The 23,926-nt window shown below is 38.2% G+C and carries 23 protein-coding genes and 3 pseudogenes; 17 read left to right on the top strand and 9 right to left on the bottom strand.

The window, feature by feature from the left end; genetic code table 11:
* Nucleotides 1–88 precede the first annotated feature (88 nt).
* Nucleotides 89–574 carry a peptide ABC transporter substrate-binding protein gene (locus tag AC3ANL_RS22850; protein WP_488326628.1) on the top strand — a complete coding sequence of 162 codons (486 nt, stop codon included), beginning with the start codon at nucleotides 89–91 and terminating at the stop codon, nucleotides 572–574.
* Nucleotides 575–697: 123 nt separating this feature from the next.
* Here AC3ANL_RS22850 and AC3ANL_RS22845 read toward each other — a convergent pair whose 3' ends face one another.
* The 6 genes and pseudogenes from AC3ANL_RS22845 to AC3ANL_RS22820 all read right to left on the bottom strand — a co-directional run bounded on the left by AC3ANL_RS22845 (nucleotide 698) and on the right by AC3ANL_RS22820 (nucleotide 6,817).
* Complete coding sequence (locus AC3ANL_RS22845; RefSeq protein WP_488326627.1) at nucleotides 698–2,047, bottom strand: MFS transporter; 1,350 nt, start codon at nucleotides 2,045–2,047, stop codon at nucleotides 698–700.
* Nucleotides 2,048–2,336: 289 nt separating this feature from the next.
* A pseudogene (locus tag AC3ANL_RS22840) lies at nucleotides 2,337–3,193 on the bottom strand (peptidase dimerization domain-containing protein); the annotation flags it as partial.
* Nucleotides 3,194–3,287: 94 nt separating this feature from the next.
* A complete protein-coding gene (locus tag AC3ANL_RS22835) occupies nucleotides 3,288–4,313 on the bottom strand; it encodes an LLM class flavin-dependent oxidoreductase (RefSeq protein WP_488326626.1) in 1,026 nt (341 codons plus the stop codon).
* A gap of 156 nt (nucleotides 4,314–4,469) precedes the next feature.
* Nucleotides 4,470–5,477 carry an LLM class flavin-dependent oxidoreductase gene (locus tag AC3ANL_RS22830; protein WP_488326625.1) on the bottom strand — a complete coding sequence of 336 codons (1,008 nt, stop codon included), beginning with the start codon at nucleotides 5,475–5,477 and terminating at the stop codon, nucleotides 4,470–4,472.
* 30 nt (nucleotides 5,478–5,507) lie between these two features.
* Nucleotides 5,508–6,473 (bottom strand): TIGR03571 family LLM class oxidoreductase, encoded by a 966-nt coding sequence (locus AC3ANL_RS22825; protein ID WP_488326624.1) that lies wholly within the window; start codon nucleotides 6,471–6,473, stop codon nucleotides 5,508–5,510.
* Nucleotides 6,474–6,493: 20 nt separating this feature from the next.
* On the bottom strand, nucleotides 6,494–6,817 hold the full coding sequence (locus AC3ANL_RS22820) for an ArsR/SmtB family transcription factor (RefSeq protein ID WP_488329812.1): 324 nt from the start codon (nucleotides 6,815–6,817) through the stop codon (nucleotides 6,494–6,496).
* Between the two features lie 227 nt (nucleotides 6,818–7,044).
* Between AC3ANL_RS22820 and AC3ANL_RS22815 the strand changes: the two genes are divergently transcribed.
* The 3 genes from AC3ANL_RS22815 to AC3ANL_RS22805 all read left to right on the top strand — a co-directional run bounded on the left by AC3ANL_RS22815 (nucleotide 7,045) and on the right by AC3ANL_RS22805 (nucleotide 8,759).
* Nucleotides 7,045–7,407 carry a hypothetical protein gene (locus tag AC3ANL_RS22815; RefSeq protein ID WP_488326623.1) on the top strand — a complete coding sequence of 121 codons (363 nt, stop codon included), beginning with the start codon at nucleotides 7,045–7,047 and terminating at the stop codon, nucleotides 7,405–7,407.
* 188 nt (nucleotides 7,408–7,595) lie between these two features.
* Nucleotides 7,596–8,576 carry an SDR family oxidoreductase gene (locus AC3ANL_RS22810; RefSeq protein ID WP_488326622.1) on the top strand — a complete coding sequence of 327 codons (981 nt, stop codon included), beginning with the start codon at nucleotides 7,596–7,598 and terminating at the stop codon, nucleotides 8,574–8,576.
* Nucleotides 8,577–8,594: 18 nt separating this feature from the next.
* Entirely contained in the window at nucleotides 8,595–8,759 is a 165-nt protein-coding gene (locus tag AC3ANL_RS22805; protein WP_488326621.1) for a hypothetical protein, read from the top strand.
* An 87-nt stretch (nucleotides 8,760–8,846) separates the two neighbouring features.
* Here AC3ANL_RS22805 and AC3ANL_RS22800 read toward each other — a convergent pair.
* Nucleotides 8,847–9,106, bottom strand: a pseudogene (locus AC3ANL_RS22800) (hypothetical protein); the annotation flags it as partial.
* 988 nt (nucleotides 9,107–10,094) lie between these two features.
* Here AC3ANL_RS22800 and AC3ANL_RS22795 point away from each other — a divergent pair.
* From AC3ANL_RS22795 to AC3ANL_RS22750, 10 genes are all read left to right on the top strand, one after another.
* Nucleotides 10,095–10,877: an SDR family NAD(P)-dependent oxidoreductase gene (locus tag AC3ANL_RS22795; RefSeq protein WP_488326620.1), complete on the top strand. Its 783-nt coding sequence runs from the start codon at nucleotides 10,095–10,097 to the stop codon at nucleotides 10,875–10,877.
* A 983-nt stretch (nucleotides 10,878–11,860) separates the two neighbouring features.
* Entirely contained in the window at nucleotides 11,861–12,295 is a 435-nt protein-coding gene (locus AC3ANL_RS22790; protein WP_369447247.1) for an OsmC family protein, read from the top strand.
* Between the two features lie 725 nt (nucleotides 12,296–13,020).
* Entirely contained in the window at nucleotides 13,021–13,335 is a 315-nt protein-coding gene (gene trxA, locus AC3ANL_RS22785; protein ID WP_488326619.1) for a thioredoxin, read from the top strand.
* A gap of 250 nt (nucleotides 13,336–13,585) precedes the next feature.
* A complete protein-coding gene (locus AC3ANL_RS22780) occupies nucleotides 13,586–14,104 on the top strand; it encodes a DJ-1/PfpI family protein (RefSeq protein WP_119118298.1) in 519 nt (172 codons plus the stop codon).
* A gap of 122 nt (nucleotides 14,105–14,226) precedes the next feature.
* Entirely contained in the window at nucleotides 14,227–14,739 is a 513-nt protein-coding gene (gene yraA / locus AC3ANL_RS22775; protein WP_488326618.1) for a cysteine protease YraA, read from the top strand.
* 99 nt (nucleotides 14,740–14,838) lie between these two features.
* Entirely contained in the window at nucleotides 14,839–15,555 is a 717-nt protein-coding gene (locus tag AC3ANL_RS22770) for an SDR family oxidoreductase (protein ID WP_488326617.1), read from the top strand.
* 153 nt (nucleotides 15,556–15,708) lie between these two features.
* Nucleotides 15,709–16,608 carry an aldo/keto reductase gene (locus AC3ANL_RS22765; RefSeq protein WP_488329811.1) on the top strand — a complete coding sequence of 300 codons (900 nt, stop codon included), beginning with the start codon at nucleotides 15,709–15,711 and terminating at the stop codon, nucleotides 16,606–16,608.
* Between the two features lie 258 nt (nucleotides 16,609–16,866).
* Nucleotides 16,867–17,001: a BA3454 family stress response protein gene (locus AC3ANL_RS22760; protein ID WP_488329810.1), complete on the top strand. Its 135-nt coding sequence runs from the start codon at nucleotides 16,867–16,869 to the stop codon at nucleotides 16,999–17,001.
* A 261-nt stretch (nucleotides 17,002–17,262) separates the two neighbouring features.
* Entirely contained in the window at nucleotides 17,263–17,691 is a 429-nt protein-coding gene (locus AC3ANL_RS22755) for an RrF2 family transcriptional regulator (RefSeq protein ID WP_488326616.1), read from the top strand.
* 515 nt (nucleotides 17,692–18,206) lie between these two features.
* Nucleotides 18,207–18,371, top strand: a complete 165-nt coding sequence (locus AC3ANL_RS22750; protein ID WP_488326615.1) for a hypothetical protein — start codon at nucleotides 18,207–18,209, stop codon at nucleotides 18,369–18,371.
* 166 nt (nucleotides 18,372–18,537) lie between these two features.
* Here AC3ANL_RS22750 and AC3ANL_RS22745 read toward each other — a convergent pair whose 3' ends face one another.
* Nucleotides 18,538–18,864, bottom strand: coding sequence for a hypothetical protein (locus AC3ANL_RS22745; RefSeq protein WP_488326614.1), 327 nt, complete (start codon nucleotides 18,862–18,864; stop codon nucleotides 18,538–18,540).
* A gap of 4 nt (nucleotides 18,865–18,868) precedes the next feature.
* Nucleotides 18,869–19,876 (bottom strand): DUF3231 family protein, encoded by a 1,008-nt coding sequence (locus AC3ANL_RS22740; RefSeq protein ID WP_488326613.1) that lies wholly within the window; start codon nucleotides 19,874–19,876, stop codon nucleotides 18,869–18,871.
* Nucleotides 19,877–20,819: 943 nt separating this feature from the next.
* Between AC3ANL_RS22740 and AC3ANL_RS22735 the strand changes: the two are divergent.
* The 3 genes and pseudogenes from AC3ANL_RS22735 to AC3ANL_RS22725 all read left to right on the top strand — a co-directional run.
* Nucleotides 20,820–21,164 (top strand): annotated as a pseudogene (locus AC3ANL_RS22735) (group II intron reverse transcriptase/maturase); the annotation flags it as partial.
* Nucleotides 21,165–21,262: 98 nt separating this feature from the next.
* The gene (locus AC3ANL_RS22730) at nucleotides 21,263–22,798 is read left to right on the top strand and encodes a spore germination protein (RefSeq protein WP_488326612.1); all 1,536 of its coding nucleotides are present in this window, start codon (nucleotides 21,263–21,265) and stop codon (nucleotides 22,796–22,798) included.
* Between the two features lie 28 nt (nucleotides 22,799–22,826).
* Nucleotides 22,827–23,906, top strand: coding sequence for a Ger(x)C family spore germination protein (locus AC3ANL_RS22725; RefSeq protein ID WP_488326611.1), 1,080 nt, complete (start codon nucleotides 22,827–22,829; stop codon nucleotides 23,904–23,906).
* The last annotated feature ends 20 nt before the right edge of the window (nucleotides 23,907–23,926 follow it).

Here is a 23,926-nt window from a genome sequence, read left to right as displayed (position 1 = left end):
GGCTGTGCCTTAATTTTTGTTGCCAATAATTGATGGAATGAAACCTCCCTCGATGGGTTCTCGTCTGAAATGTAAAGGGGGGAGAAATTTGAGAATTACTGTGGTTTCAATTTTGTTTATATTATCACTATTTCTAACTGCCTGTATTAACGGAGTAAATCCAAAAGAACATTTGGGGGAAATTTACACGGTTGCATTAGACTCGATAATGGAAAAAGACAAAGCATTGAATAGTAAAATGAAATTTATCGCTATTGATATGAGTAATTTCGAAGAATTGAATGAAGAGGATAAAAAAGAAATACTTAATTTTTTTAAAGAAAAATATAAAGTTGATACAATGAATGCTACTTTGGATGAATTGAAAGAAAAAGGATACTACGATCCAGAAAGATTAGCCATAGATGGGGTACTCCTTAGAATAGAGAAAGTGGATATTAAATTCAATAAGAATGTCTTTTTTCAAGGTTCTAAATATAAATCAGGATTAGGTGCTATTGGTGTAGAATGCACAGTCCACTACAAAGATGGTGTTTGGAAAATTAAAGAGTCTAAAGAGACTTGGATCAGCTAATGATAAAAACTGGCTCATTGTGTTAAATAATTGGTTAATAAGTATGAAAATGTCTATACGAAAAGGCCCCAGTAAATTTTTACTGGGACCTTTTCCTCTTAAGGTAAAAAAAGTCTAATTATGCTAACTTACATGGGCTTTATTAGATTTTAAGTTGGTATCGCTTTCATTAACATAAGCATATCTTACAGGCACCATTGCTAGAGCAACTGCTGCTATTAAACCAGGAATTGCAAATGCAATGAAATTTAAGTGAATGGGTAAAGAAATCGATAAGAGGAATCCTCCTAAAAGTGGTCCAAGCATACCACCAATTCTTCCAATGCCTGAAGCCATTCCTAATGCTGTCGATCTGACATATGGAGGATAGTACTGGGATACATAGGCCTGTACAATATTTTGGGCACCAATGGTAGCAGCGCCTGCGATTGCAACTAAGAGATAAATCAAAACAGAATTCCCTCCAAATCCAAGTAGAGTCAAAGCAACTGCACCCGAAGCATACATTGGAACAAGCATCTTTTTGGAACCGTATTTATCACAAAGTCGGCCAATTATAAGCGTTCCAATTATAGCACCGCTTTGTAGGGTAATTAAGAAGGCTAAACTGGAATTTAGTCCATATCCTGCTTCAATCATCAGCTTAGGAAGCCATGTATTTAAGCCATAAACCATTAACAAGCAGCTAAAAAAGGCAACCCAAAACATAACCGTACTTAAAGCTCGTTTTTCTTTAAATAAACCAATAATAGGAACCTTTGTATCTTGTACTTTTACTTCTACTATTTGATCATTTTGATTGAATTTAATACCAGGGCTTACCTTGGTAAGCGTCGCAATCAATTTGTCCTTTTTGCCGGTTCGAATAAGATAGCTGGACGTTTCAGGTAATTGTTTATGGATAAAGGGCAAAAGTAATAGAGGCAGACCTGCTACCCAAAAGATGGCCTCCCAGCCAAACTTAGGCATTAAAAAGATTCCTAATAAAGGAGCAAGGATACCCCCGACTGAATATCCACACAATACAATGGAAACAATCATACTTCTCATTTTTTGGGGTGCATAATCTGTCAATAATGCAATAACATTTGGCATGATTCCACCCAGTCCTAATCCTGCTAAAAAGCGAAAGGTTGAGAAAACAGTGGGTGAGTCTGCAAAGCCGCATAAGAAGGTAAATAAACTAAATAATAGTAAGGTAATAGCAATAACGTTTTTCCTTCCAATCCGATCTGCTAGTGTTCCAAAAAGGATTGCACCGAACATCATTCCAAATAATCCATAGGTTCCGATAGCCCCTGCTTCGACGGGGGTAAGGCCCCATTTTTCAATCAATGTGGGCAGAACGGTTCCATACACCACCAAATCATATCCGTCAAACGAAATAATAAAGAAACTCCATATAAGCAGGCTTAAATGAAAGCGGTTAAATTTACTTTTAGCGATAATTTCTGCGGTGTTAATCGTTGCCAAAATATTTCTCCCCCTTATGACGATCAAAATAATGATAGCGTTTTCTAAAAAATGCAAGTAAAATTGTAATTTCCTTCATTAACACCACCTTCATTATAATAATAGTGAATACTATTATCTATTTAGAGATTATAAACAGAGAATTATAGAAGGTCAATATAAAAATTAAAATATTTATAGTTTTCTGCAAATTATATAGTTTGAAAAAGAGGTGCGAATTGCACCTCTTTTAATTGATGTTTTGTCCTTCAAAACCGATTCTGTTAGTTTCATTTACCGATGCTTTTTATTATTCTTTTGCTTCTAGGGCTTTTCTTTCCTTGAATTCTCCTTTAATTTTCGCCAATGTATCGGCGTCCGTTATAAGGTGTAAGGCTGTTAAGGCCAATGCTTTGGCACCAGTGAGAAGTCCGTGGTCGCCTGTTGGAGACGCGGCTGCCTCTTTGAACGGGATGGTATGTGGGACAATCTCGTCTGCACCAATTTTAATATAGGGATGGATGGTTGGAACAACTTGGCTGATATTTCCGGTGTCTGTGGAGACAATGCCTTTGTCATCCACCGCGATTGTTTCACCCAATTTTTCGACGACTTCCTTGAATACAGCATCAAAATGATTATTTAATAGAAGATTATCGACTTCATTTTGAAAAGCAATGATGTTTACTTTTGCTCCTGTGGCTAAAGCAGCTGCTTCGGCTACAGCTTTAACCTTACGTGTGACTTCATTCAACCTTGTTCTAGTAGCAGCTCGAATATAGAATCTAGCTTTGGCATATTCAGGAATAATATTTGGTGCATCACCTCCATGTGTGATGATGCCGTGGATGCGGACATCGTCTTGGAACTGCTGTCTTAAAGCATTGATTCCATTAAAAAGCTGTATAACAGCATCCAAGGCATTGATTCCTTCATGCGGGGAATCGCAGCATGGGCCGGTTTTCCAATGTACTCAAAGTCGAGCGGATCAACAGCAAGCGATGTACTCGTCAGTCTTGTTTGGCCGTGCGGACGAACCATAAGGGCGGCGTCAATTCCTTCTACTAATCCATGTTTGACAAAGCTTCCTTTTGCACTGCCATTTGGACCGCCTTCTTCAGCGGGTGTACCGAAAACAACGGCTTCGCCACCGGTTTCTTCTAACACCTAAATTTCTTTAACAGGCACTTTTTTATATTCATTACAAAAAAATTTATAGAGATACATTAAAAGCTTGCCATAAGGATCGGCCAGTTTTGACCTATTTTAGCTGAGTAATTTCTGCCAATATTTCATAGGAATGGAGGCGGGCCTTATGATCGTAAACCTGGACGATTGCCATGATTTCATCGGCTTGAGTTTCATCCAGAAACTTTTCCAGCTTTTCTTTTACGGTTTGAGGACTGCCGACAATCGAAGTTCCTAATTGATTCTCAAGGGCAGCTATTTCATAGGCGCTCACTATATCATTAATATTATCCACTGGCGGCTGCAATGGGACTTCCTTCCCGCGCATCAAATTCAAGAACTGCTGCTGCAATGTTGTAGCGAGCCGCTCAGCTTCTTGATCTGTGTCGGCCGCAATTATGTTTAGCCCTAGCATTGCATGCGGCTTGTCCAGTACTTTAGAAGGCTTAAACGAACGGCGGTACAGCTGGATAGCCGGCAGTGTGTTATGCGGCGAGAAATGGCTCGCAAATGCAAACGGCAGTCCAAGCTCTCCTGCTAGCTGGGCACTGTATCCGCTTGAACCTAACAGCCAAATAGGTATGTTTAATCCCTCACCCGGAATTGCTTTAATATGACTATATCCTTGTGCCAGGGAAGGGTCAAAGTAATTACGGAGCTCAGCCAGCTGCTCAGGGAAATCTTCTCCTGAACTTCTCAAGTCACGTCTTAATGCACGTGCGGTAAGCTGATCAGTGCCTGGTGCACGGCCCAAGCCAAGATCAATACGTCCTGGATATAATGATTCCAGAGTACCAAATTGCTCAGCAATAACAAGAGGTGCATGATTCGGCAGCATAATGCCGCCTGAACCTACCCGGATTTTTGATGTACCTGCTGCAACATGGGAAATGACTACCGATGTTGCAGAGCTGGCGATAAATGGCATATTATGATGCTCAGCGAGCCAATATCGGTTATACCCCAGCTTTTCAGCGAGCCGGGCCAGCTCCAAAGTATTGCGAAAAGAATCAGCCGGAGTACTTCCATCTGCAATTGGAGAGAGATCCAGGACCGAGAATGGAATATCCGTAATTTGTTTTGTATCATTTTCAGGCATATGCTCATCTTCTTTCTTTAAATATTTCGTTTCAAACCTATAAAAAAATTTACAGGTTGTTTTCTTTGTCTGCTTTTACTGCTTCAATCTAAATCACATTAATTTAACTGAGTTAATATCTGCAGAAAATACAACCCTTATTAGACTAGACACTGTTTAATTTACTGCAGCCTGAGCCAAAATTTCATAAGAACGCAGCCGTGCCTTATGATCAAAAATCTCTGTATGAGCCAAAATTTCATCAGCGTCAGTCTTTTCTATTAATTCATGGAGCTGCTGCTTCACACCTGCAGGGTCCCCGATGATGGAAGTGAAAAGCTGTTCTTCAACCGCCCTGCGTTCATTATCGTTCCAAAGCTCGTCCATATTATTAACAGGAGGCAAAATGGGCGAAGGCTGTCCGCGGGTTAACAAAAGAAATTTTTGATACATCGAAGTGGCAAGCCTTTGTGCCTCCAGTTTCTCATCAGCAGCCACCACTTGAACGGCTAACAGTACATAAGGCTCCTCCAAAAATTGAGACGGACGAAAATAATCCCGGTACAGTTTTATGGCCTCCATCATGTTACCTGGAGCAAAATGTCCCGCGAAAGAGAATGGTAACCCAAGTATTCCAGCCAATTGTGCACTATAAAACCCTGAACCTAACAGCCAAATTGGCACATTTGTTTTTTCTCCGGGAATGGCGTGAAAGCTAAATGAACCATTCTTAGTGGCTGTTCCTGTACCATAAAGATATGCGATAAGCTCCTGAAGCCGGGCATCAAATTCAGGTTCACCAGCAACCCGCTGCCGCAATACATTTGCTGTATATTGGTCGGTGCCAGGTGCCCGCCCCAATCCAAGGTCGATCCGGCCAGGGAAGAAGGTTTCTAATGTTCCAAATTGCTCAGCCACGGAAAGAGGAGAATAATGGGAAAGCAGCATTGCGCCTGATCCAATACGCATTTTTTCCGTGACAGAGGCTACTCGTCCAATTACGATAGGGGATGCTGAACTCGCCATTCCTGCCCAATTATGATGTTCAGCAAGCCAAAACCGTTTATATCCCCATTGCTCTGTTTTCTTTGCTAGAACAAGCGTGTTTTGAAGGGAAAGTTCGGCTGATCCTCCCTCGACAATTGGGGAGGGATCTAGTACTGAAAGTTCTATTTTCTTTGTCATAATTCTACCTCCTTTTATACAATTTAATTTTTAAAGCTGGCCTGTACCTATATGGGTTGGAAAGTAGGGTAAAACAAATTCTCCAAGTTCCTGGATTACTTCCTCTGGAGGGCGCTTGGAAAAATACAGAACAAACGCCAAATGGTTGACACCAATCGCTTGAAATTGATGAAGTAGATCAACTAAACGGTTTCTTCCCACGGAATAGCCTAAGGGTATGGGGACAGGCATTTCATCGGGATTTTCCAATAAATTGATGAACAAGCTTTGAGAGAAGGGTTTAAAATCTCCTGGAGCATGAACTTCAGTTAAAGCACGATAATCCTGGATAAGCTGCGCCTGTTGAATAATGCTTCTTGGGTATTGAAGCCACCCATCCCCATTCCTGGCTATCCAATTGATAGACTGATTGCTAAATCCAGTCACCATGGTCGGAATCGAAGATACAGGCTTTGGGATTAACCTCATATCTGTACCATCAATCAGCCCGGCGTGGCTGTGGATTGTCGGCTGATCCTCTTTTAACAGCCGGTCGAGAATTTCGAAATTTTCTTTAAATAACGGACCGCTTTCTTGCTTAGATATCCCTAAAGCTGTAAAGTCTTTTTCCCTGTCCCCTGATGCCACTCCCATAATCAATCGACCTGGAAACAATTGATCGATTGATGCAGCTTCCTTGGCTACCCTGACGGGGTGGCGCAAAGGGAGAACTACACTTCCTGTCACTAACGCAATGTGCTTCGTATAGGCAGCAAGATACGTCAAATAAATCCATAAATCGTACTTTTGGCCGTTATCATCAATATTCAAATTCTGCATCGTAATATCACGGAGCCATAATGAAGCAAAGCCATATTCCTCAATTTTACGGGCAAGCTCCAGCTGATTCTCCATAATCGGATTTTTAGACATCCTAGCAGTCGGGAGGATAAATCCGAGTGTCATTTTGTCTTTCTGGTACATGCTGTTATAGGCACGATGATTTTGAAAACTCACTCTTGGTCCTCCTTAAAAGGTTATATTTTTAAGCCTATATACTTTTCAAACTGTTTAATGGTTTCCTCATTGCGTCGATAATAAGTCCATTGTCCGATTCGTTTCATTTCCACCAGCCCGCTTTGCAATAGGATAGACAAATACTGGGAGGTAGTGGACTGTGATAGTCCTACTTTGCTGCGAATATCACTAACACAAACCCCGCCATCAAAGCCTTTTTCTTTGATGACATGGGCCTGCGGGGAAAAATTAGTATCAGGTTCTTTCAACATTTGCAGAATATTTACTCTTATTTGATTTGACAGAGCCTTGAAAATTTCAACTGCCTGTTCATCATTTATCATATTTGATTCCCGATTCAACGCTGCCAGCCCCTTTCTGATCTTATTAAAATCTATTTTGCTTGGAATGCGTATAAACTAATCGAACAAAAGGATATTGATAATTTGCGATATCTCTATATTATTGTCCTTTATACCCAAAATCAAATATTATGCTTTAGACAGGGCTAGGAAACGGCTTTAAAGGAACTACACAAATTAGCTTAGAGAACAGGTGGCGGAGAGATGATATGTATGCCACGATGGATTTTTTAGAAACCTGTACATCGCAAGAGTTAGAAATCATAGAATGGGAGCTTAATGACTTAATGGATGATTTTAGTGATAAATACGGAGAAGGAGAATTCATCGATTTTCTTGAAGAGCTTGGAGGAAGAGAGTCAGAAAGTTCGTTAGAATCAGTTAGAGAGTTCAAAAACAATAAAAAAAAGAATTTATGGAACAACAAAACGTATTTTTTGTTATTCAGCAATAGGGACAAATCGTATTATGTGGTTAGCCGGTTTTTTCTGGTTGACCTATTTTTTTTAGGTACTATTCTTGATGTAGCCGGGATTAAAGAACTGTTAAGTAACAATAAGTTGATCCGTTAAAGGGGTAGAATGTTGAGTAAAGCTCCTTGTCCTAAAGGTCAGTTCAATAAAGAAAAAAGGTGTCTCTTTTGAGGAAGAATACGCTTCTGTGTTGAAAGTAAACAACTTTTTTCACACTTTTTTTACTTTATTTGTAGTGAACAACATATACATTCTATAGAAGAAAATTATTTCTATAGGAGGTTTCCGTGGATCAAAAGGATCAAAGTCGTCAATTAGACCAAATAAAGCAAATGCAACAAATGTTTAAAGCGAACATGAAAACTCAACCTTATCCCATGTACCCTAGCTATGGGAAAATCACACGTTACGAAGAAATTCCGATAAGTTTACCTGAACAGCGCCAGCTGAGCCATCCCGGAGTGGAAAAATTTATGGTACCCCTTCCAATTATCGAAAACCCGAACTATAAAGGGAGTGGAAAGTTAACAGGAAAAGTAGCACTTATTACAGGGGGTGACAGTGGTATTGGTGCCGCAGTAGCAATTGCGTTTGCTAAAGAAGGCGCAGACGTTGCTATCTCATACTTAGATGAACATGAGGATGCAAATAGAACAAAAACGAGGATTGAACAACTCGGACAACGTTGTTTTCTAATGCCTGGTGACTTGCGGGACAAACAACAGTGTATCTCCATTGTAGAACAAACAGTAAATACGTTTGGCCGTCTCGATATTCTTTGTAACCACGTTGGTATCCAATTCCAACAACTAAGTCTGCTTGACATTACAGATGAGCAATTCGATGACACCTTCAAAGTTAATATATACTCTCATTTTTACACAACAAGAGCTGCGCTTCCTCATTTAAAACCAGGCAGCTCAATCATTGGCACTTCTTCAGTGGTGGCGTATGTAGGTGAGCAGCAAATGATTGATTATACGGCCACAAAAGGCGCAATAGTTGGCTGGACACGTGCCTTGGCTAAAAATGTCGTGAAACAAGGGATCCGAGTCAATGCCGTCGCCCCCGGTCGAATTTGGACCCCGCTTATTTCAGCAAGTTTCTCGTCAGACCAAGTCGCTGTATATGGAGCATTTAATCCAATGGAACGAGTTGCGCATCCATTTGAACTTGCACCAACCTTTGTCTATCTTGCTTCTGATGATTCTCGTTTTGTTACTGGTCAAGTTCTTCATGTTGATGGGGGAGAATCCACACATTCCTAATGGAAGGGGGTTACCATTTTGAGATATGAATTTAATCCGGAAATAAAGCTATTGCTAGTAAACCAATCAAATGAAAAAGTAAAGATGGTCTATATGGAGGATTCCTGGCAAATGTCTAAAATTGCACTTAGACCACCATACTATTGCTACCCAAGTTACGAGCTGAATTATCCAATAATCTAAATAATAACAGACAAAAAGACTTCTATACACAGTGTGGAAGTCCATTCAACATTTCGCTTAGGGTTCGCAATTATGCTAACTTTCAATTCATCCATTTAAACTAATAAGAAAATAGGATAACGGTTTTAAAACGACTTTTATACAGTCGTCCTCACGATTATTAAACATTTGATAACCATGACTTGCTTATCCAAGGGCCACTTTGTGTGTGGGTAAAACTCGTTATTCGTTATTTTTTCAAAAAATTCAGGCACAAAATGTATGACTAATGCCTGTCCCATTCTCAGATTGATATTTCTAACCCAACCCAATGGAAACACATTATAGTTGCCTCCATATGTTCCTGATTTTGATGTGCCCGAATTTATGATGGATAAAAAGAAAGGTGAAAAGGTTAAAGTGGAATGTCCGCATTGTGGTGGCACCATGTTTGAAGCGAGGAAAAGTCCCAGGTGAATGTTGCTCACTTGGGACGTGGTTTAAGTCGCGTTAGCGATTTTGTTCTTTCAGGTGAGTCTTGCATTTCTTGGACACATTGGCATCCTGATTTAATCGCCAGCTTTGAGTAAAAATTTTCCCAATATTTACCTGAAAAAAACAGACAGATTTTTGACACGTATGATTGATATGCTGGAGTAAAAATGGGGGCTTGTCGCTGGATATTCAGTTCTCAATTCCACAGAAAGATCCAGCGTTACAATCTACTTCGTACTTTGGATATTCAATTCACTCATTACGACCAGGACTAATGAGAGTAGCAAAGTTTTGTGAGCGTAACATTAGAGTGACGGAGGCCGGAAAAGCGTTGGAAGTACTCCGCCTTGAACATCATACAGAAGTTGATGTATAAAAGTCACAAATTGCTTTAGAAGGTGCCTGGAGTGCCGGGTAAAACCCTTCTGCCGCATCCAATTAACGACTGTAGAAGCAAAGGATGCGGAAGGTTTAGTAAATAAAATCATCCAATCGATTCATCAATAAGTCAGGCTGACCCCAAGGTTCTTATGAACACTTACAGGGTCAGCTTTTTTATTTTCAGAGGAATTTGAGATATAATAAAGTTATATCCTGGAATTTGGAAGGAATTTATTTCTATGAAAAAAAGGGTTAAATTAGTGGTCGGGAGTTTCCTGATCTTTAACCATTCCAGGTTTTTAAGATAATGGATTATTTGGCTGGGCTTTATTAGCAAAGAAAGTAAGAATGAGTTTGGAAAAACTTAGTGGCTTCCGATGCACATAAAATTTTTAACTGCAGGGGAACTGATATATAAAAACTGTACATACTATCATAATCCTTTCGAAAATTTGAGTTTAAACCAAATGAGGTGGAAAAATGGCAAAAGAATTAACTGGCGTACATGCCGTTGTTACAGGAGGATCAAGCGGTTTAGGATATGCCATGGTAGAAGCACTTCTTGATGAAGGAGCAACTGTTGCAGTGGCATCCCGTCCGGGAGCAAAAATGACGGAAGCTGTAAAAAACTTTCAAGATAAGGGATATTCGAATGTTTTTGAACTTCCATTGGATGTCAGGTCAGAGGAATCGGTACAAGATGCAGTGAACTGGGTAAAAACGGAATGGGGTAAGATCGATGTCCTCGTGAACAATGCCGGGATAGGCATGAGGACTGTAAACCCAAAATTCCTTACAGAACCACAGCCTTTCTATCAGGTCTCTCCTGAAGGGTTTCGAAATTTAATCGATACAAATGTGACCGGTTATTTCCTAACCTCCCGGGGATTCGCTCCTCTGATGGTCGAGCAGGGAAGAGGAAAAATCATCAATATATCGATGAATTATGAAACCATGAAACGAAAAGGATTTGTCCCATACGGCCCTTCTCGTGCCGCAACCGAGTCCCTGTCATTTATCATGGCTGAAGACCTGCGTGAATTTGGAGTGATGGTAAATATGCTTCTTCCTGGCGGGGCCACCGTAACCGGAATGATACCTGATGAAGTGAGAAGGGAACTTGAAGGAAACTCTCAGCTTCTGAAGCCGGAAATCATGGCAAAACCTATCGTTTATCTTGCTTCCGAGCAATCTGAAGGATTAACAGGTGAACGCCTAGTCGCAACGGAATTTGACAGCTGGTTAAAAAATAGAACCAAATAAAATGAGTGAAGAGACTTCTTCTTTGGCAATATGAATGAATAGAGAAAGAGACTTATTTTTGCGGTTTTTCGTTCATCGGGGTTATGAATAGCTTTAGGACGGGTTGTCCTTATGGTTTTCTCATGATGATAAATTGGTAATAAATGATAAAAAGGCCAATAATCTATGGAAATGAGCCAATCTTAATCAAAAATGAGCCAGCACTGCTGGAAAATGAGCCAATCAAGTGCCAAAATTAGCCAATCCCCCTAAAAAATGAGCCAATAAGAAATTAGAGTTCGATTTCCTCGATTCTTTTTCTTGTTTTATGTAAACATTCATTCATAAGTTACTGGCTGAATATTAGGATAGTTGAACAACAAAAAGATGTTAATTACTTATTATATTCATTTATTGTCACCAGCATTGGACTGATTGGAGCAATAATTTATAGAATAGTATCTAGATTTTTTATAGGAACTTGATTGACAAGAACATTAAAGGCTGTCATTCAATTAGTTTGTATGATACTGTCCTTTGGCGTAGGAATGGCCTTTTTTTGTTTTTTTAAAACATTGGGGTGATTATTGTTGATGTTACCCTAGTTTGGTTTGGTGCTTTGGTACACAGTTTGTTTCAATTTTACAACTTATAAAAAATAGCCTCTTCCGAACGGCAGGATTTATTTACAGATAGGTGAGAAATTTCTTCTCACCTATCTGTACAAGACCTTCGATTCATTCGAATACTCTTTAGGCTCTATTCGCAAACTTTGTTGCTTTTTAATATATTATAGGTTCAAAATTCATTTAATATCGTATAGTTAGAAAGTAATTGTACCGAACCAACATTAATTGCGCGGAATTTGGTCTTAATTACACCGTAATCAATGTTTTGTACCGTATTTTTCATCTTTCGTGAACTACTTGCGATACCTGTAGAATAAAAAACACATGAACGAACATGTTATAAATATAATTTATTTATTTGAAGGAGTGTTAAACATGGCTGATATGAAAATAAATGTGAATGCTGTTTGGGATGGTGGAGTAAAAGGGAATGGAACCCTTAAAGCGGAGTATCTTGATACAAAAATCGCTATTCCTACATCTTTAGGAGGTAGTGGCAACGGAGCAAATCCAAAAGAGATTCTTGTTTCTTCGGTAACTACTTGTTATACAGCAACTCTTACGTTTGTACTTGCAAGCAGAAACCTGCCGGTTGCTGAACTTACAGTGAACTCAGAGGCAAATATATCTGATAATGAATTTAAAATTATCCATTATCCTCACATCGTTTTATCTAAAGATGCAACAGAAGAACAAATTCAATCCGCACAAAGAGCGACGGAAGCAGCAGACAAAGGGTGCGAAGTCGGAAATTTATTGAAAAAAGCAGATGTTAAAATTGAAATTCAAGGTAAAGTTTCTTTGAAATAAGCTGATTCATTCAAAGATGTAGTAATTTATTTTTAGACCTTTTAAATAAAACTGTTTATGGCACTATAAAAATGTAACGTATGGCATTTAATATGTGCAGTTCAAAGGTGCCTGCATAAATAAAAAAACCACTTGTCAACATTCCATAATACTCATACACTTCCTGTTGGGACAAAGTCGTGCAGGAGGTAATAAGGAGATGTTGGCAGTGGCCGAGATTAATTATATCAGACATGAGTTAACAAGAAAGATAGTACATATTCAGAAGCAGCGAAAAGAACGGGAAGGGATCCCAGGACTGTTAAGAAGTATGCGGAAATGGAGGATTTCAACCAGGCACCCAATAAGAGGCAGACGAGGACTGCCCGGGTATTAGGGGAAGTAAAACCGATTCTTGATGAGATTTTCATCGGTGTATACCTTGAGAATATCGAGTTAATTTTACTTGACTTCATAAACTGTAAATATTAAAATCACAGTAATTCCTTATGAACAGGAAGCAATCAATTTGAAAAGTGGCTTTTAAAATAGTTTAGTTTGTTAGGGACATTTACCAGACCATTGCTTCGTAATCTCTATACTGTAAACTATTTTATTACAGTACGTTTTATAAAAAATAAACTGTAACTTTTTTTATTACATTAAAAGGGGGTAATTTTGTATTTTTTGTAAACATTAAAAAATACTTTTATTAAAATTATAAGAATGAATTGGAGGATATAATAATGGCTATCTCACACGTAACAGATCATACATTTAGCACTGAAATTAAAGAGGGATTAGTTTTAGTGGATTTTTGGGCACCATGGTGTGGTCCTTGTAAAATGATTGCACCTGTATTGGAGGAAATCGATGGTGAAATGGGTGACAAAGTTAGAATTAGCAAGCTAAATGTAGATGAAAACGCAGGAACAGTAGGAAAATTTGGAGTCATGAGCATCCCAACGTTGATTCTTTTCAAAGACGGAGTGGCTGTAGATAAGGTTATCGGGTTCTATCCAAAAGAAGATTTGACAGAAATAATTACAAAGCATATGTAATACAGACTTTTTAGAAAGAGGATGAATCTATATCTGAGCATACAAAAAAGTATTTGATATACCATTCTCATTGCTAGACCTTTCACCGATTGCACGTTGGAAGTTCTCCAGCTGATGCTTTTCGCAATACACTAGAACTTGTACAGCTCGCTGAAATTTTAACTGAAATTGTTAATAGCCACAGGTAAAAATACGAATATATGAAAAAGTGTTATCAACAAATCTTTTTCTTTTTGAGGAGGAAAAAATAATGAGTAAAAAAGCACTCTTAATTATACCGCCAGAACGGTTTAATGAAGATGAGTTATTCAAACCAAAAGAAGAGCTTGAAAATGCAGGAGTCGAAGTAACCATTGCTAGCACCGTGGCAGGTGAAATTACTGGTGACTATGATGGGAAAGCAACTGCTTCGGTTATCTTTTCAGACGTATCGCCTACAGAATTTGATGTTGTTTCGGTAATTGGAGGATCTGGTACAAATGATCATCTATGGGGAAATCAAGAATTACAAGGCTTTTTGAAGCAAGCTTACAATGAGAAAGTTCTTGTAACAGGAATTTGTGCAGGGGCTGTTACAGTTGCTAAAACTGGTTTGCTTTCTGGAAGAGAAGCAACTTGCTATCCAGTAGATGTTCAAAAGAACGAATTGATAGCTGTTGACGTTAAATATGTTGAACAACATGTTGTTGCCCATGGTGATATTATTACTGGCGATGGTCCACAAGGTGCGAAAGAATTTGGAAAAGCCCTTGTTAAAGCATTACGTTAGTTCTATATTTTAGTTGGAGAGAGTGTGGTTCGGAAGTAAATTTCGAACCCCCCGCTTCCATTAAATATAAGCATTTTTTGTGAGAATTATAAATTTTTTGCAATTCAAGGAGGGTTTTTAGTTTGGGAAAAAAAATTGCTACACTTATCACCAATTTATTTGAGGATGTTGAATTTACAGAACCTGCAGAAGCATTCAAAGAAGCTGGTCATCAAGTGATTACAATTGATAAACATGCAGGAAATGAAGTAACTGGAAAAAAAGGCGCAACCCTAAAAATTGATAAAGCCATAGATGAAGTTAATCCTGCAGACTTTGATGCTTTGCTTATTCCAGGTGGTTTCTCCCCTGATTTACTACGTGAAGATGACCGCTTTGGTCAATTCGCAAAAGAATTTATCCAAGAAGGCAAACCTGTTTTTGCCATTTGCCATGGACCACAAGTATTGATCGATACAGACCTATTAAAAGGCGTCGACATAACTGGTTTCAAATCTATTCGTAATGATTTGAAAAATGCAGGGGCTAACTACAAAGATGAAGAAGTTGTGGTAAGCAATAATATTGTGACTAGCCGTTTTCCGGATGATATCCCGGCATTCAATCGTGAAGCGCTAAAACTATTAGCAAAATAAAATAATGAAGCGTTGGTTTATATTTTTTTCACTAAAAGTAGTATGTAATATTGTTTTTAGATACAACCTAAAAAGAATTTTTTAAGGAGGGTTCATACAATGTCATTAAAAGGAAAACGTGTGGTCGTAATAGGAGGTACTTCTGGTATCGGATTATCCGCAGCAAAGGCATTTCTTGATGAATCTGCTCAAGTCATTATTGCAAGTCGTTCTGATGCAAAACTATCGGAGGCAAAGAATGTACTTGGTGGTAATGTGGAAGCATACAATATTGATTTTCGCAGTGAAGAAAAACTAGCTGACTTTTTTAAAAGGGTAGGGAATTTTGATCACCTTGTCGTTACGGCAGGTGAAGGTGCAATGGGTCATTTTAGTGACTTACCTGTTGCGGATGTTAGAGAAGCGTTTGATAGTAAGTTTTGGGGGCAATACTTAACCGTTCGTGCTGCTATTCCGTACTTAAATGATACCAGTTCTATCACATTGACCTCTGGTGTTTATGGAATCCGTCCACCACAGGGGGCAACTACACTTGCTTCGATCAATTCAGCGATCGATGGATTGGTTAGAGGGCTTTCAGTAGACATGGCTCCTATTCGGGTAAATGTTGTTTCACCTGGTATCGTAGACACCCCACTCTACGGAGGGATGCCTGACGAGCAAAGACAAAATTTATACAGCAACATTGCACAACAGTTACCTGTTAATCGCGTGGCACAGCCTGAAGACATTGCTGAGGCCTACGTGTACTTAGTGAAAAATGGTTTTACAACTGGTACTGTTCTTCTTATTGATGGCGGGGCTCACTTGGTGTAAGTGAGCATAAATATGTTATTTTTGTGGCTATACTATAACAATGTATAGCCACATTTATTTTTAAAATAATCATCCGATTTTTCAATAAATGGTAATGATTGAAGAATTGCCAGTTCAAGAAAAACAAGGTGAGATATGAAAGGAATGATGAAAATGAGTTTACGTGACCATGAAAAAATATTGGGAATTAAGCATTCACTTGAAAAACGGGTAGTAACTTTACCTGATGGAACCTTTCTTCCAATTATTGGTCAAGGAACATGGTACATGGGTGAAAATCCTCAAACGAAAAACAAAGAAATCAAAGCTTTGCAACTTGGAATAGAACTAGGCATGAAGCTAATCGATACGGCTGAAATGTACGGAAATGGCGATTCCGAACGGTTAGTTGGTGAGGTAATCAAGGGGCGTAGAGATAAAGTTTTTTTAGTATCGAAAGTATATCCTCATCATTCCGGGTTAGATTTGATTGAAAGCGCATGTGAAAATAGTCTAAAACGACTAGGAACAGATCATCTTGATTTGTATCTTTTACACTGGAGAGGTCGTGTTCCTTTGGCAGAAACTATTGAAGGAATGGAGAGACTGCGCAAGGATGGTAAAATTGTAAGATGGGGAGTTTCTAATTTTGATACGGATGATATGATAGAGTTGTGGGATACCGCTAACGGAAAAAAATGTATGACAAATCAAGTGCTATATCATCTAGGTTCTAGAGGAATTGATTATGATCTCCTACCATGGCATCATCAACATAACATGCCAATTATGGCCTATAGCCCCCTGGCCCAGGGAGGGAGCTTAAGAAGACAATTACTAAGCGATCCAACCATCATTGAGATTGCAGAAAAATACAATGTGCAGCCATTACAAATTGCTCTTGCGTGGACCATTCGTTCGAACAACGTCATTGCTATCCCAAAAGCTGTTAAGGAAGAACATGTTTTAGCCAATGCTCAAGCTGCTACTATTCAATTGACTATAGAAGATCTGAACAGACTTGACGAGGTATTTCCAAAACCAACAAGAAAAATACCTTTGGATATTATATAAAATGAATAGGGACAAAGGATCTGTACTCTTTGCCTAGGAGAACCTGTCAATGTCCCTTCTCAAACTCTGATTTGTCAACAGACATTAACCTAACCTTAATTACTGTTTATTCTATCCTTCGGTATAAATAGAAATTAAAACTTTTGCCTATCTCGAGGAAGAGATCCGCAGTTTTTTGCCTCGTAGACTTCGCACATTTTCGAACGTCGAATGGCAAAAAGTGGCCAATTAATATTATTTCGGAAGGAGGAAGAAGTGATGATTGAAGTATTCGTTACAGTTAATTATAAAGATAAAAATTATAAAACCAATGTCATTGTAAATAAAGAAATGGCATGGGAAAAAATTAAACAGTTAGCAGAAGAACAAGTTAAAAAACAATGGGATTTTTAAACTTACTTATACAAAAATTTCAAAACACGAAAATTTGTTTACTCACCTTTAAGGAAGAGAACGTGATTCGTAAAGCTTTACAGGACGCTTGGAATTCCTTATTCATGGTTAAGAGTTGATACAACACTTCTAATTAGATACTTGACAAGATAAACTGTAATATTTATTATTACACTATGTTGATTGATTTTAAAAAAGATGCAGAAGCTATATGTAAAGCAAAAAGGTGATTTGCTGTGTTGATTTCTAAGGAGGCAGGCCATGAATAGTGATTTTACACTTGCAATTCATAGTTTAACTTATCTTGCGTTGCAGCCGGACCGTATGTCAACAAGTGATGGTATCTCAGAGAGTGCTGGTGTCCACCCAGTACGCATTCGTAAAGTGCTAAGCTTGTTAAAAAAACATGGATTTATAAAATCAAAAGAAGGAACCGGCGGCGGATTTATTTTTACTCTAGAGCTGAGTGAAGTTAATCTTTGGGATATATATATGATAACCTCAGAAGGTGCTTTGCAGCCTAAGTGTACTGATTCAAATGAAAAGTGTATTGTTGGAGCGAATATGAAAAGAGTATTATTTACAATTTTCTTAGGTGTGGAAGAACATTTGGGTGAATATTTAAAGAACTATACAATTAAAGAAGTTGTCGATCTTGTAAATCAAGAACAAAATAGCGGCTGTGACTGATGGCCGTAGACTTCTTTTTATTAAATGTAATAAAAAACATTACAGATTTATCTAGGTAATATATCCCCGATGACTGTAGCTTAAAAAAAGGTTCTTTCTTGATTACATTCATAAAATACAAAAATAACTCATATTGTTTTATCTTCTGATGCAACTCAAGAGCAGATCGAATCAGCACAAAGAGCGGCAGAAAAGGGATGCGAAGTGGGAAATCTATTGAAAAAAGCAGATGTAAAAATTGAGGTTCAAGCCAAAGTTTCCGCTAAGTAAAGCATTGACCTGAATATTTAAATAATTTTTTAGCGTAGAGGGGCAGGCAAAAAGGGAGCTTTGGATTCGAATTAGGGATGCCATTAAAGATGTACTTGATAGCACCACAATTGATGATTTATCCAAACATAGCGACGATATTGTTTCCGGCGGCTATATGGTTTTATTTAATGGAAAGAATTTTTTAAGAAATTGAAGGTGTAAAAATAGAGCGTATTTATCTCGATCATGCAGCAACCACTCCAATGCATCCAAAAGTGGCCGAGAAAATATTTGAAGCACATAATGTGAATTTTGGCAATGCATCAAGTATCCACTCATTTGGGCGGGAAGCACGTCACCTGTTTGACCAGGCTCGTGAGACGATGGTTGCTAGCATTGGGGCAAAGCAATTAACTCTAATAGTATGAAAAGTATCTCTTTGATGTATTTTCCATTAAACAATTGTCCAAATTCAGGAAAAGCGATGTACCAAAATAACCTTTCTTTTGCATCTACATTCTTCTAATCCTTTGCCTTTCGATTCCTTTACGGTATACATAGAGTCAAAACATAAAATTGAAAAATAACGATGATTTATTGTTTCTTTAATAACTTTTTTAGCAGTAGTCCTAGAATAACTCCAGGAATTACGCATATCATGGGAAACCAAACTGTTCCCAACATTATTCCAAATAATTTTACTTTCGCCGAATACATTATTCCCAAAGTAACAAAATATGCTGAAAGAACAAATGGTATGAAAGAATATGGTTCCTTACCTCCACCAGCATCTTTATAAGCGTCCCATATGGAAAAAAAGTATACAGAAGGATAAAACATAATCCATTGATAGTCGGTATAGTCAATCGCTTTTTCAATTTCACCGTTAAAACCAAAATAATCGTTCTTTTGCATCCACATTATTCTAATCCTTCGCCAAGTTTTCGTGGTCAGCGGCAGTAGGAGGTTGTTCCATCCAACCCTTTTCTATTAAAAGATTCAAACCATCTTCAGCGATTAAAGCAATTTCCATATTCATACGAGCGTAATCAGCGGACAAGTCTCTTCTTTGACACATTGATAAAGCCTCCCCATAATAACCAAGTGCGGCAGATAGTAGTGTTGCTATATGGAAAAGCATAAGCTTATCAGAAAAGGGAGGTACGGTTGAATCGGTTACTTCTGATTCAAATATCCTTGGTTCATGGAGATTCTCCTCTTCTAACATTAAACCTAGTATATGAAAGTGTCTTTTACAAAGTTTTCGAGCACGTTCGAAATACTCTCGTACTTCTTTAGATTGGCATACTTGACTGAATCCTAACTCTAAAACCATTTTCACCATAGTTTTTTGCATATTCAGATGTGCACCACTGATTTCGATTGCATTTATCGGTCTTCGCTTTCCGAACCAACCAGTTATGTAGTTTTGTTTCCTAATAAAATCAATCTTTTGTTTGTTATTTAATGTAGGCGGCTTACTAAGAATTCCCTTAGATAAAGCGACGGTAGTGACCCTATCATATAATTCCAACGTTTGAGAAGTACATTCAATAAGATATTTTCTGACATCTTCTCGAATACAAACGCTTGTTGCACCAGCATATCTCGTCAAACCGTGTATCGCCATAATTTGCAAATAAACAACCTTAAATGTATCCGTAAATAAAGTAGGGGCATTTACGGTTACATCTTCATCTGTGAACCCTATTGGAATAGGATAATTTTCTTCAGTTAAAAACTGTTTCACCTTTTCTATATGGGTTTGTGATAATTCTAAGGCAAATTGAATTACACCACGAGTGTTTTCATCCTTAGCATCATTTAACAAGTAGCGAAGAACACAATGTGACATAGTATCATTAATATATTGCGACCAGATGATAGCATATTCTGAAGCATTAATTTTTTCTTGGTTATTGATCTGTTCCATTTTTTTATCCCTCCTAACTTTTCATAAGTAGGTTAACCAATAACAAAAATTTTATTTGTTAAAAACTTCTGAGAAGATAAAATTTATTACTTCTATATATGAATTAACAACCAAGGAAAAGTATTGATATGTTTTAAAGGGTATAATAACTTTAGTGTTATTGTTTAATAACACTAAAGTTCAATGTGGAGGGATGTTTTTGAATACTTCATTAAGAGTCATAATGACAGCCCTAATTAGAGTGTTGGTTAGAATATATTTCTTAATTGAAAAGATAAGCGTTAAGTTATCTTCATCACTGAGTATGCCAACTTTAACATAGGGGACAGGTAATCCTGATATATTTCTTACCACATTGTTAAAAAAAGTGAGCACTTTGTGCTTGCTTTTTTAGTTGTGTGCCCGGCATGGGTACAGGCTCTAGGGTGCGAGTCCCGAACGGTGAAGGCAGTAGTAGCCGTAGCTTAAGACAAGGATATGTGGGGTGACCTTTATATCCGAAGGAAGTCGGCGGCAAACTTCGGCTCCGAGGAACACGAATCTCATATAAGGCTAGGTGACATTGGATGAGTCTGCAATACAAGACAAAGCCCATGCTGCCGAAGGTGTTACAGAGTAAATGAGGCGGAGACATGGAAGGAAAGTCTGTACTCTTACCCGGGGAGAACCTGTCGATATGCCGTACTCATGCGGTAAGCCTATCCGTGAGGATAGGTTGAACGATAGGCGTCAGCAGAAGCCATAGTACTTATTCGCTTAAGAGGATAAGGAAGGGCTGAACCGGTTACGGAAAATAGGAACTAGGCGTATCTTTCGGTTCGATGAAACAGAAAACATGGTACCTGTTTAATGGAAGAAACGGTGAATCCGCGGGGGTCATTAAACAGGGGGGAGAACGGAAAGGACACAAACAGAACACCTATTTACGCAGGAGGTTATATCAATGTTAATGGAACGAATTTTGTCACGGGAGAACCTACTTAATACAATTAAAAGAGGAGAAAAGAGTAAGGGAAAACATGGAGTAGACGAAATGCCCGTCACTGCTCTTCGTGGACATATTATGCTCAAATGGAGCGAACTGCGGAAATCCCTCTTCGAGGGGACTTATATCCCATCCCCAGTCCATCGAGTCGAAATCCCGAAACCAGACGGCAAAGGGAAGAGGAAACTGGGAATCCCAACCGTGACAGACCGTTTCATTCAACAAGCAATTACCCAAGTGCTTACCAGAATGTACGACCCAGGTTTCTCTGAGTGTAGCTTTGGCTTTCGCCCTAACAGGCGAGCGGCGAGCACATTATAAAACGGATTTACATAAATATGGGGATGCCTTTACATAATATAGAAGATAGGAATTCCTTTGTAATAGGGAGAGGTGATTGGATGTTCTTCAAAAAACAAAAGATTAGAAATAATAAAGACAAACAGGCCGTGACTGAGAATTCACAAGATATTGGCCAGCTGTTTGCTAAGGTTAAAAAATCCAGTGATTTTAAACAATTTCCACTTACGGATGAACCGGGACATTTAATCATTTCTTACTACAATTCACTGGTGGATCAACAACAACTCCAACTGAAAATTTTAATGATTTTCCGAGAGACCCCTTTTGTACTAGAAAGGCTAGAGAAAATTGATGACATAAAGAAAATCATCCCAATAGAAGATATTGTAATAACGGATAATCGGAACGAAGCCGAATCAAAGTTACTTAAAGGGTACGCGATACTTCAAATGAAGGAAAATGATCAAAGGGTTGCCTTAATTCTCTTATCTAATGATAAAGCTGGATTGCGTGAACAAAATAACGTTGAAAATGAGTTTAGTGTGGTGGGGCCACAAATTGGGTTTCTTGAGAATATTGATGTAAATATACATTTATTAAGACAACAAATAAATACAACTGATCTAATTACGAAGGAATTAACCATTGGTTCTACTTCAAATACTCGAGTTATTATTGCTCATATTGATGGGATTACGAGTGAGCAGCATGTTAATACCATGACCCAACGGCTTCAAGAGATTGATTTTGATGTCATTTTTGATACTTCTCAGCTGCATCAATTTATAGAAGATAATTCCCTTACACCGTTTCCTTTGCTTCTTCCAACTGAACGTGTGGATAGGGTGGTTCAAGCGCTTATTAACGGACAAGTAGCTGTTTTAAGTAGTGGGTCGCCATATGTCATTACAGGTCCTTCTACGATAATTGATTATTTTATTTCACCTGAAGATTACTTTCTCCCATGGATTCTTGGATCTTTTTTTCGTTTAATACGGGTATTCAGTGTCCTTTTCTCCATTTTTGGAACATCTATTTATATAGCTGTTATCACATACCATTACGAGATGATTCCAAACGATTTATTCGGTTCACTTAGTCATTCTCGTTATAATGTCCCGTTTCCACCGGTATTAGAGGTGATTTTTCTGGAATTCACGATTGAACTATTACGTGAAGCGGGAGTCCGGTTACCTACAAAGGTAGGACAAACATTGGGAATAGTGGGCGGTATTGTTATCGGCCAAGCGTCAGTTGAGGCGTCCCTTACAAGTAATGTCTTACTCATTATAGTCGCCTTATCTGCCTTAGCTTCCTTTACTACCCCAATTTATAAAATGTCGAACACTATACGTTTTTTACGTTTTCCTTTAATTGTCTTCTCATCTATTTGGGGGGGACTAGGTATCGTTATAGGGATTGCCTTTTTAATCATTCACCTTACACGGTTAGAATCTTTAGGAACACCCTATACCGTTCCATTTTATCCTTTTAGGCCTGAGGATTTAGCGGACACCCTGATCCGTTCCTCTTATAGTAAAACATCCAAAAGGCCAAATTACTTACGTCCTAAATCAATTTGGAGATACCACCCACATAATGACAAAAAAAAGAAAAGTGATTTTGATGAATAATCAGCAAAGGATAATAAAGGTGAATTAAATGAAATTATGTTTTCTGTTAGCTTTTAGCTTTACTTTCTTTTTATCAGGGTGTGGTAAATATGAGAGGATCATTGATGAAGTTCAGATAATTGAAGCTCTAGGATATGATCGGGAAGAAGGCAAAGTCAAAGGAGTTGCTATTTATCCTACTTTCGCAGAGCAGGGAAATGTCAAATTGAAGATTTATAAAACGGTGTCTGGTTCAAATGAAGACATACTCCCGAGAATGAATTCAAAATCAGCCCATCCTATTGAGACAGGAAAATTAGATTTTGTATTGTTCGGCAAGGAATATGCCACACAAGGGATCGAAGATGTTGTCACTAATTTTGCCCGAATTCCAAATACAGGGAGTCGAATGCAGTTGGGCATTGCTGAAAACACAGCCGAAGATATACTTCAATCCAGTGAACATGTGAATCTTTCATTCCATTTAAGTGAAAAAGTCAGACAAAACATTGAAAGTGGTAATTTGCCAAAAATGAATCTGCACATGTTTTTGAACAATTTTTATGAAGAAGGGAGGGATCCAATTTTACCTTACCTTATCCTAGAGGAAGATCAAATTAAAATTGACGGGTTAGCCTTATTAAAGAAGGGGAAGTACATAAATCATATTAATTTAAGAAAGTCCTTTATTCTAAAAACATTAATTGATGGGTCTCAAAATGGGCAATATAATACCAAAATCACACAAAATAAAAAGGAAGGCTTTATTCTCTTGAAAAACCTGGGAGCAAAAACTACATATACGGTTGAGAAAAGCGAAGGCATTCCGAGTATATTCATCGATTTAACCATCCATGCAGAGATTGAAAAAGCACCCTCCTGGTTTGATCTGAAAAAAGATAAAGATATTGTAAAATTGAAACGAATTTTAAATGAACACTTTACGGAAGAGGTCCAAAGTTTAATTTCACTGGCACAAGGATACAATGTAGATCCCATTGGGTTGGGAGAAAAGGTTAGAACTGCCTCAAGAAATTGGGACTATCAACGGTTTATGGACATATACCCAGAAGTAAAAACCACTGTACACACAAATATTTACATCCTAAATACAGGTATTGAAGAGTAAGTCTGCATGATAAGAGGAGA

It is taken from the genome of Neobacillus sp. DHD-1R (assembly GCF_057747995.1).
The sequence above is the reverse complement of the archived record's forward strand: the minus strand, read 5'-3'. Positions and strand labels throughout refer to the sequence as shown.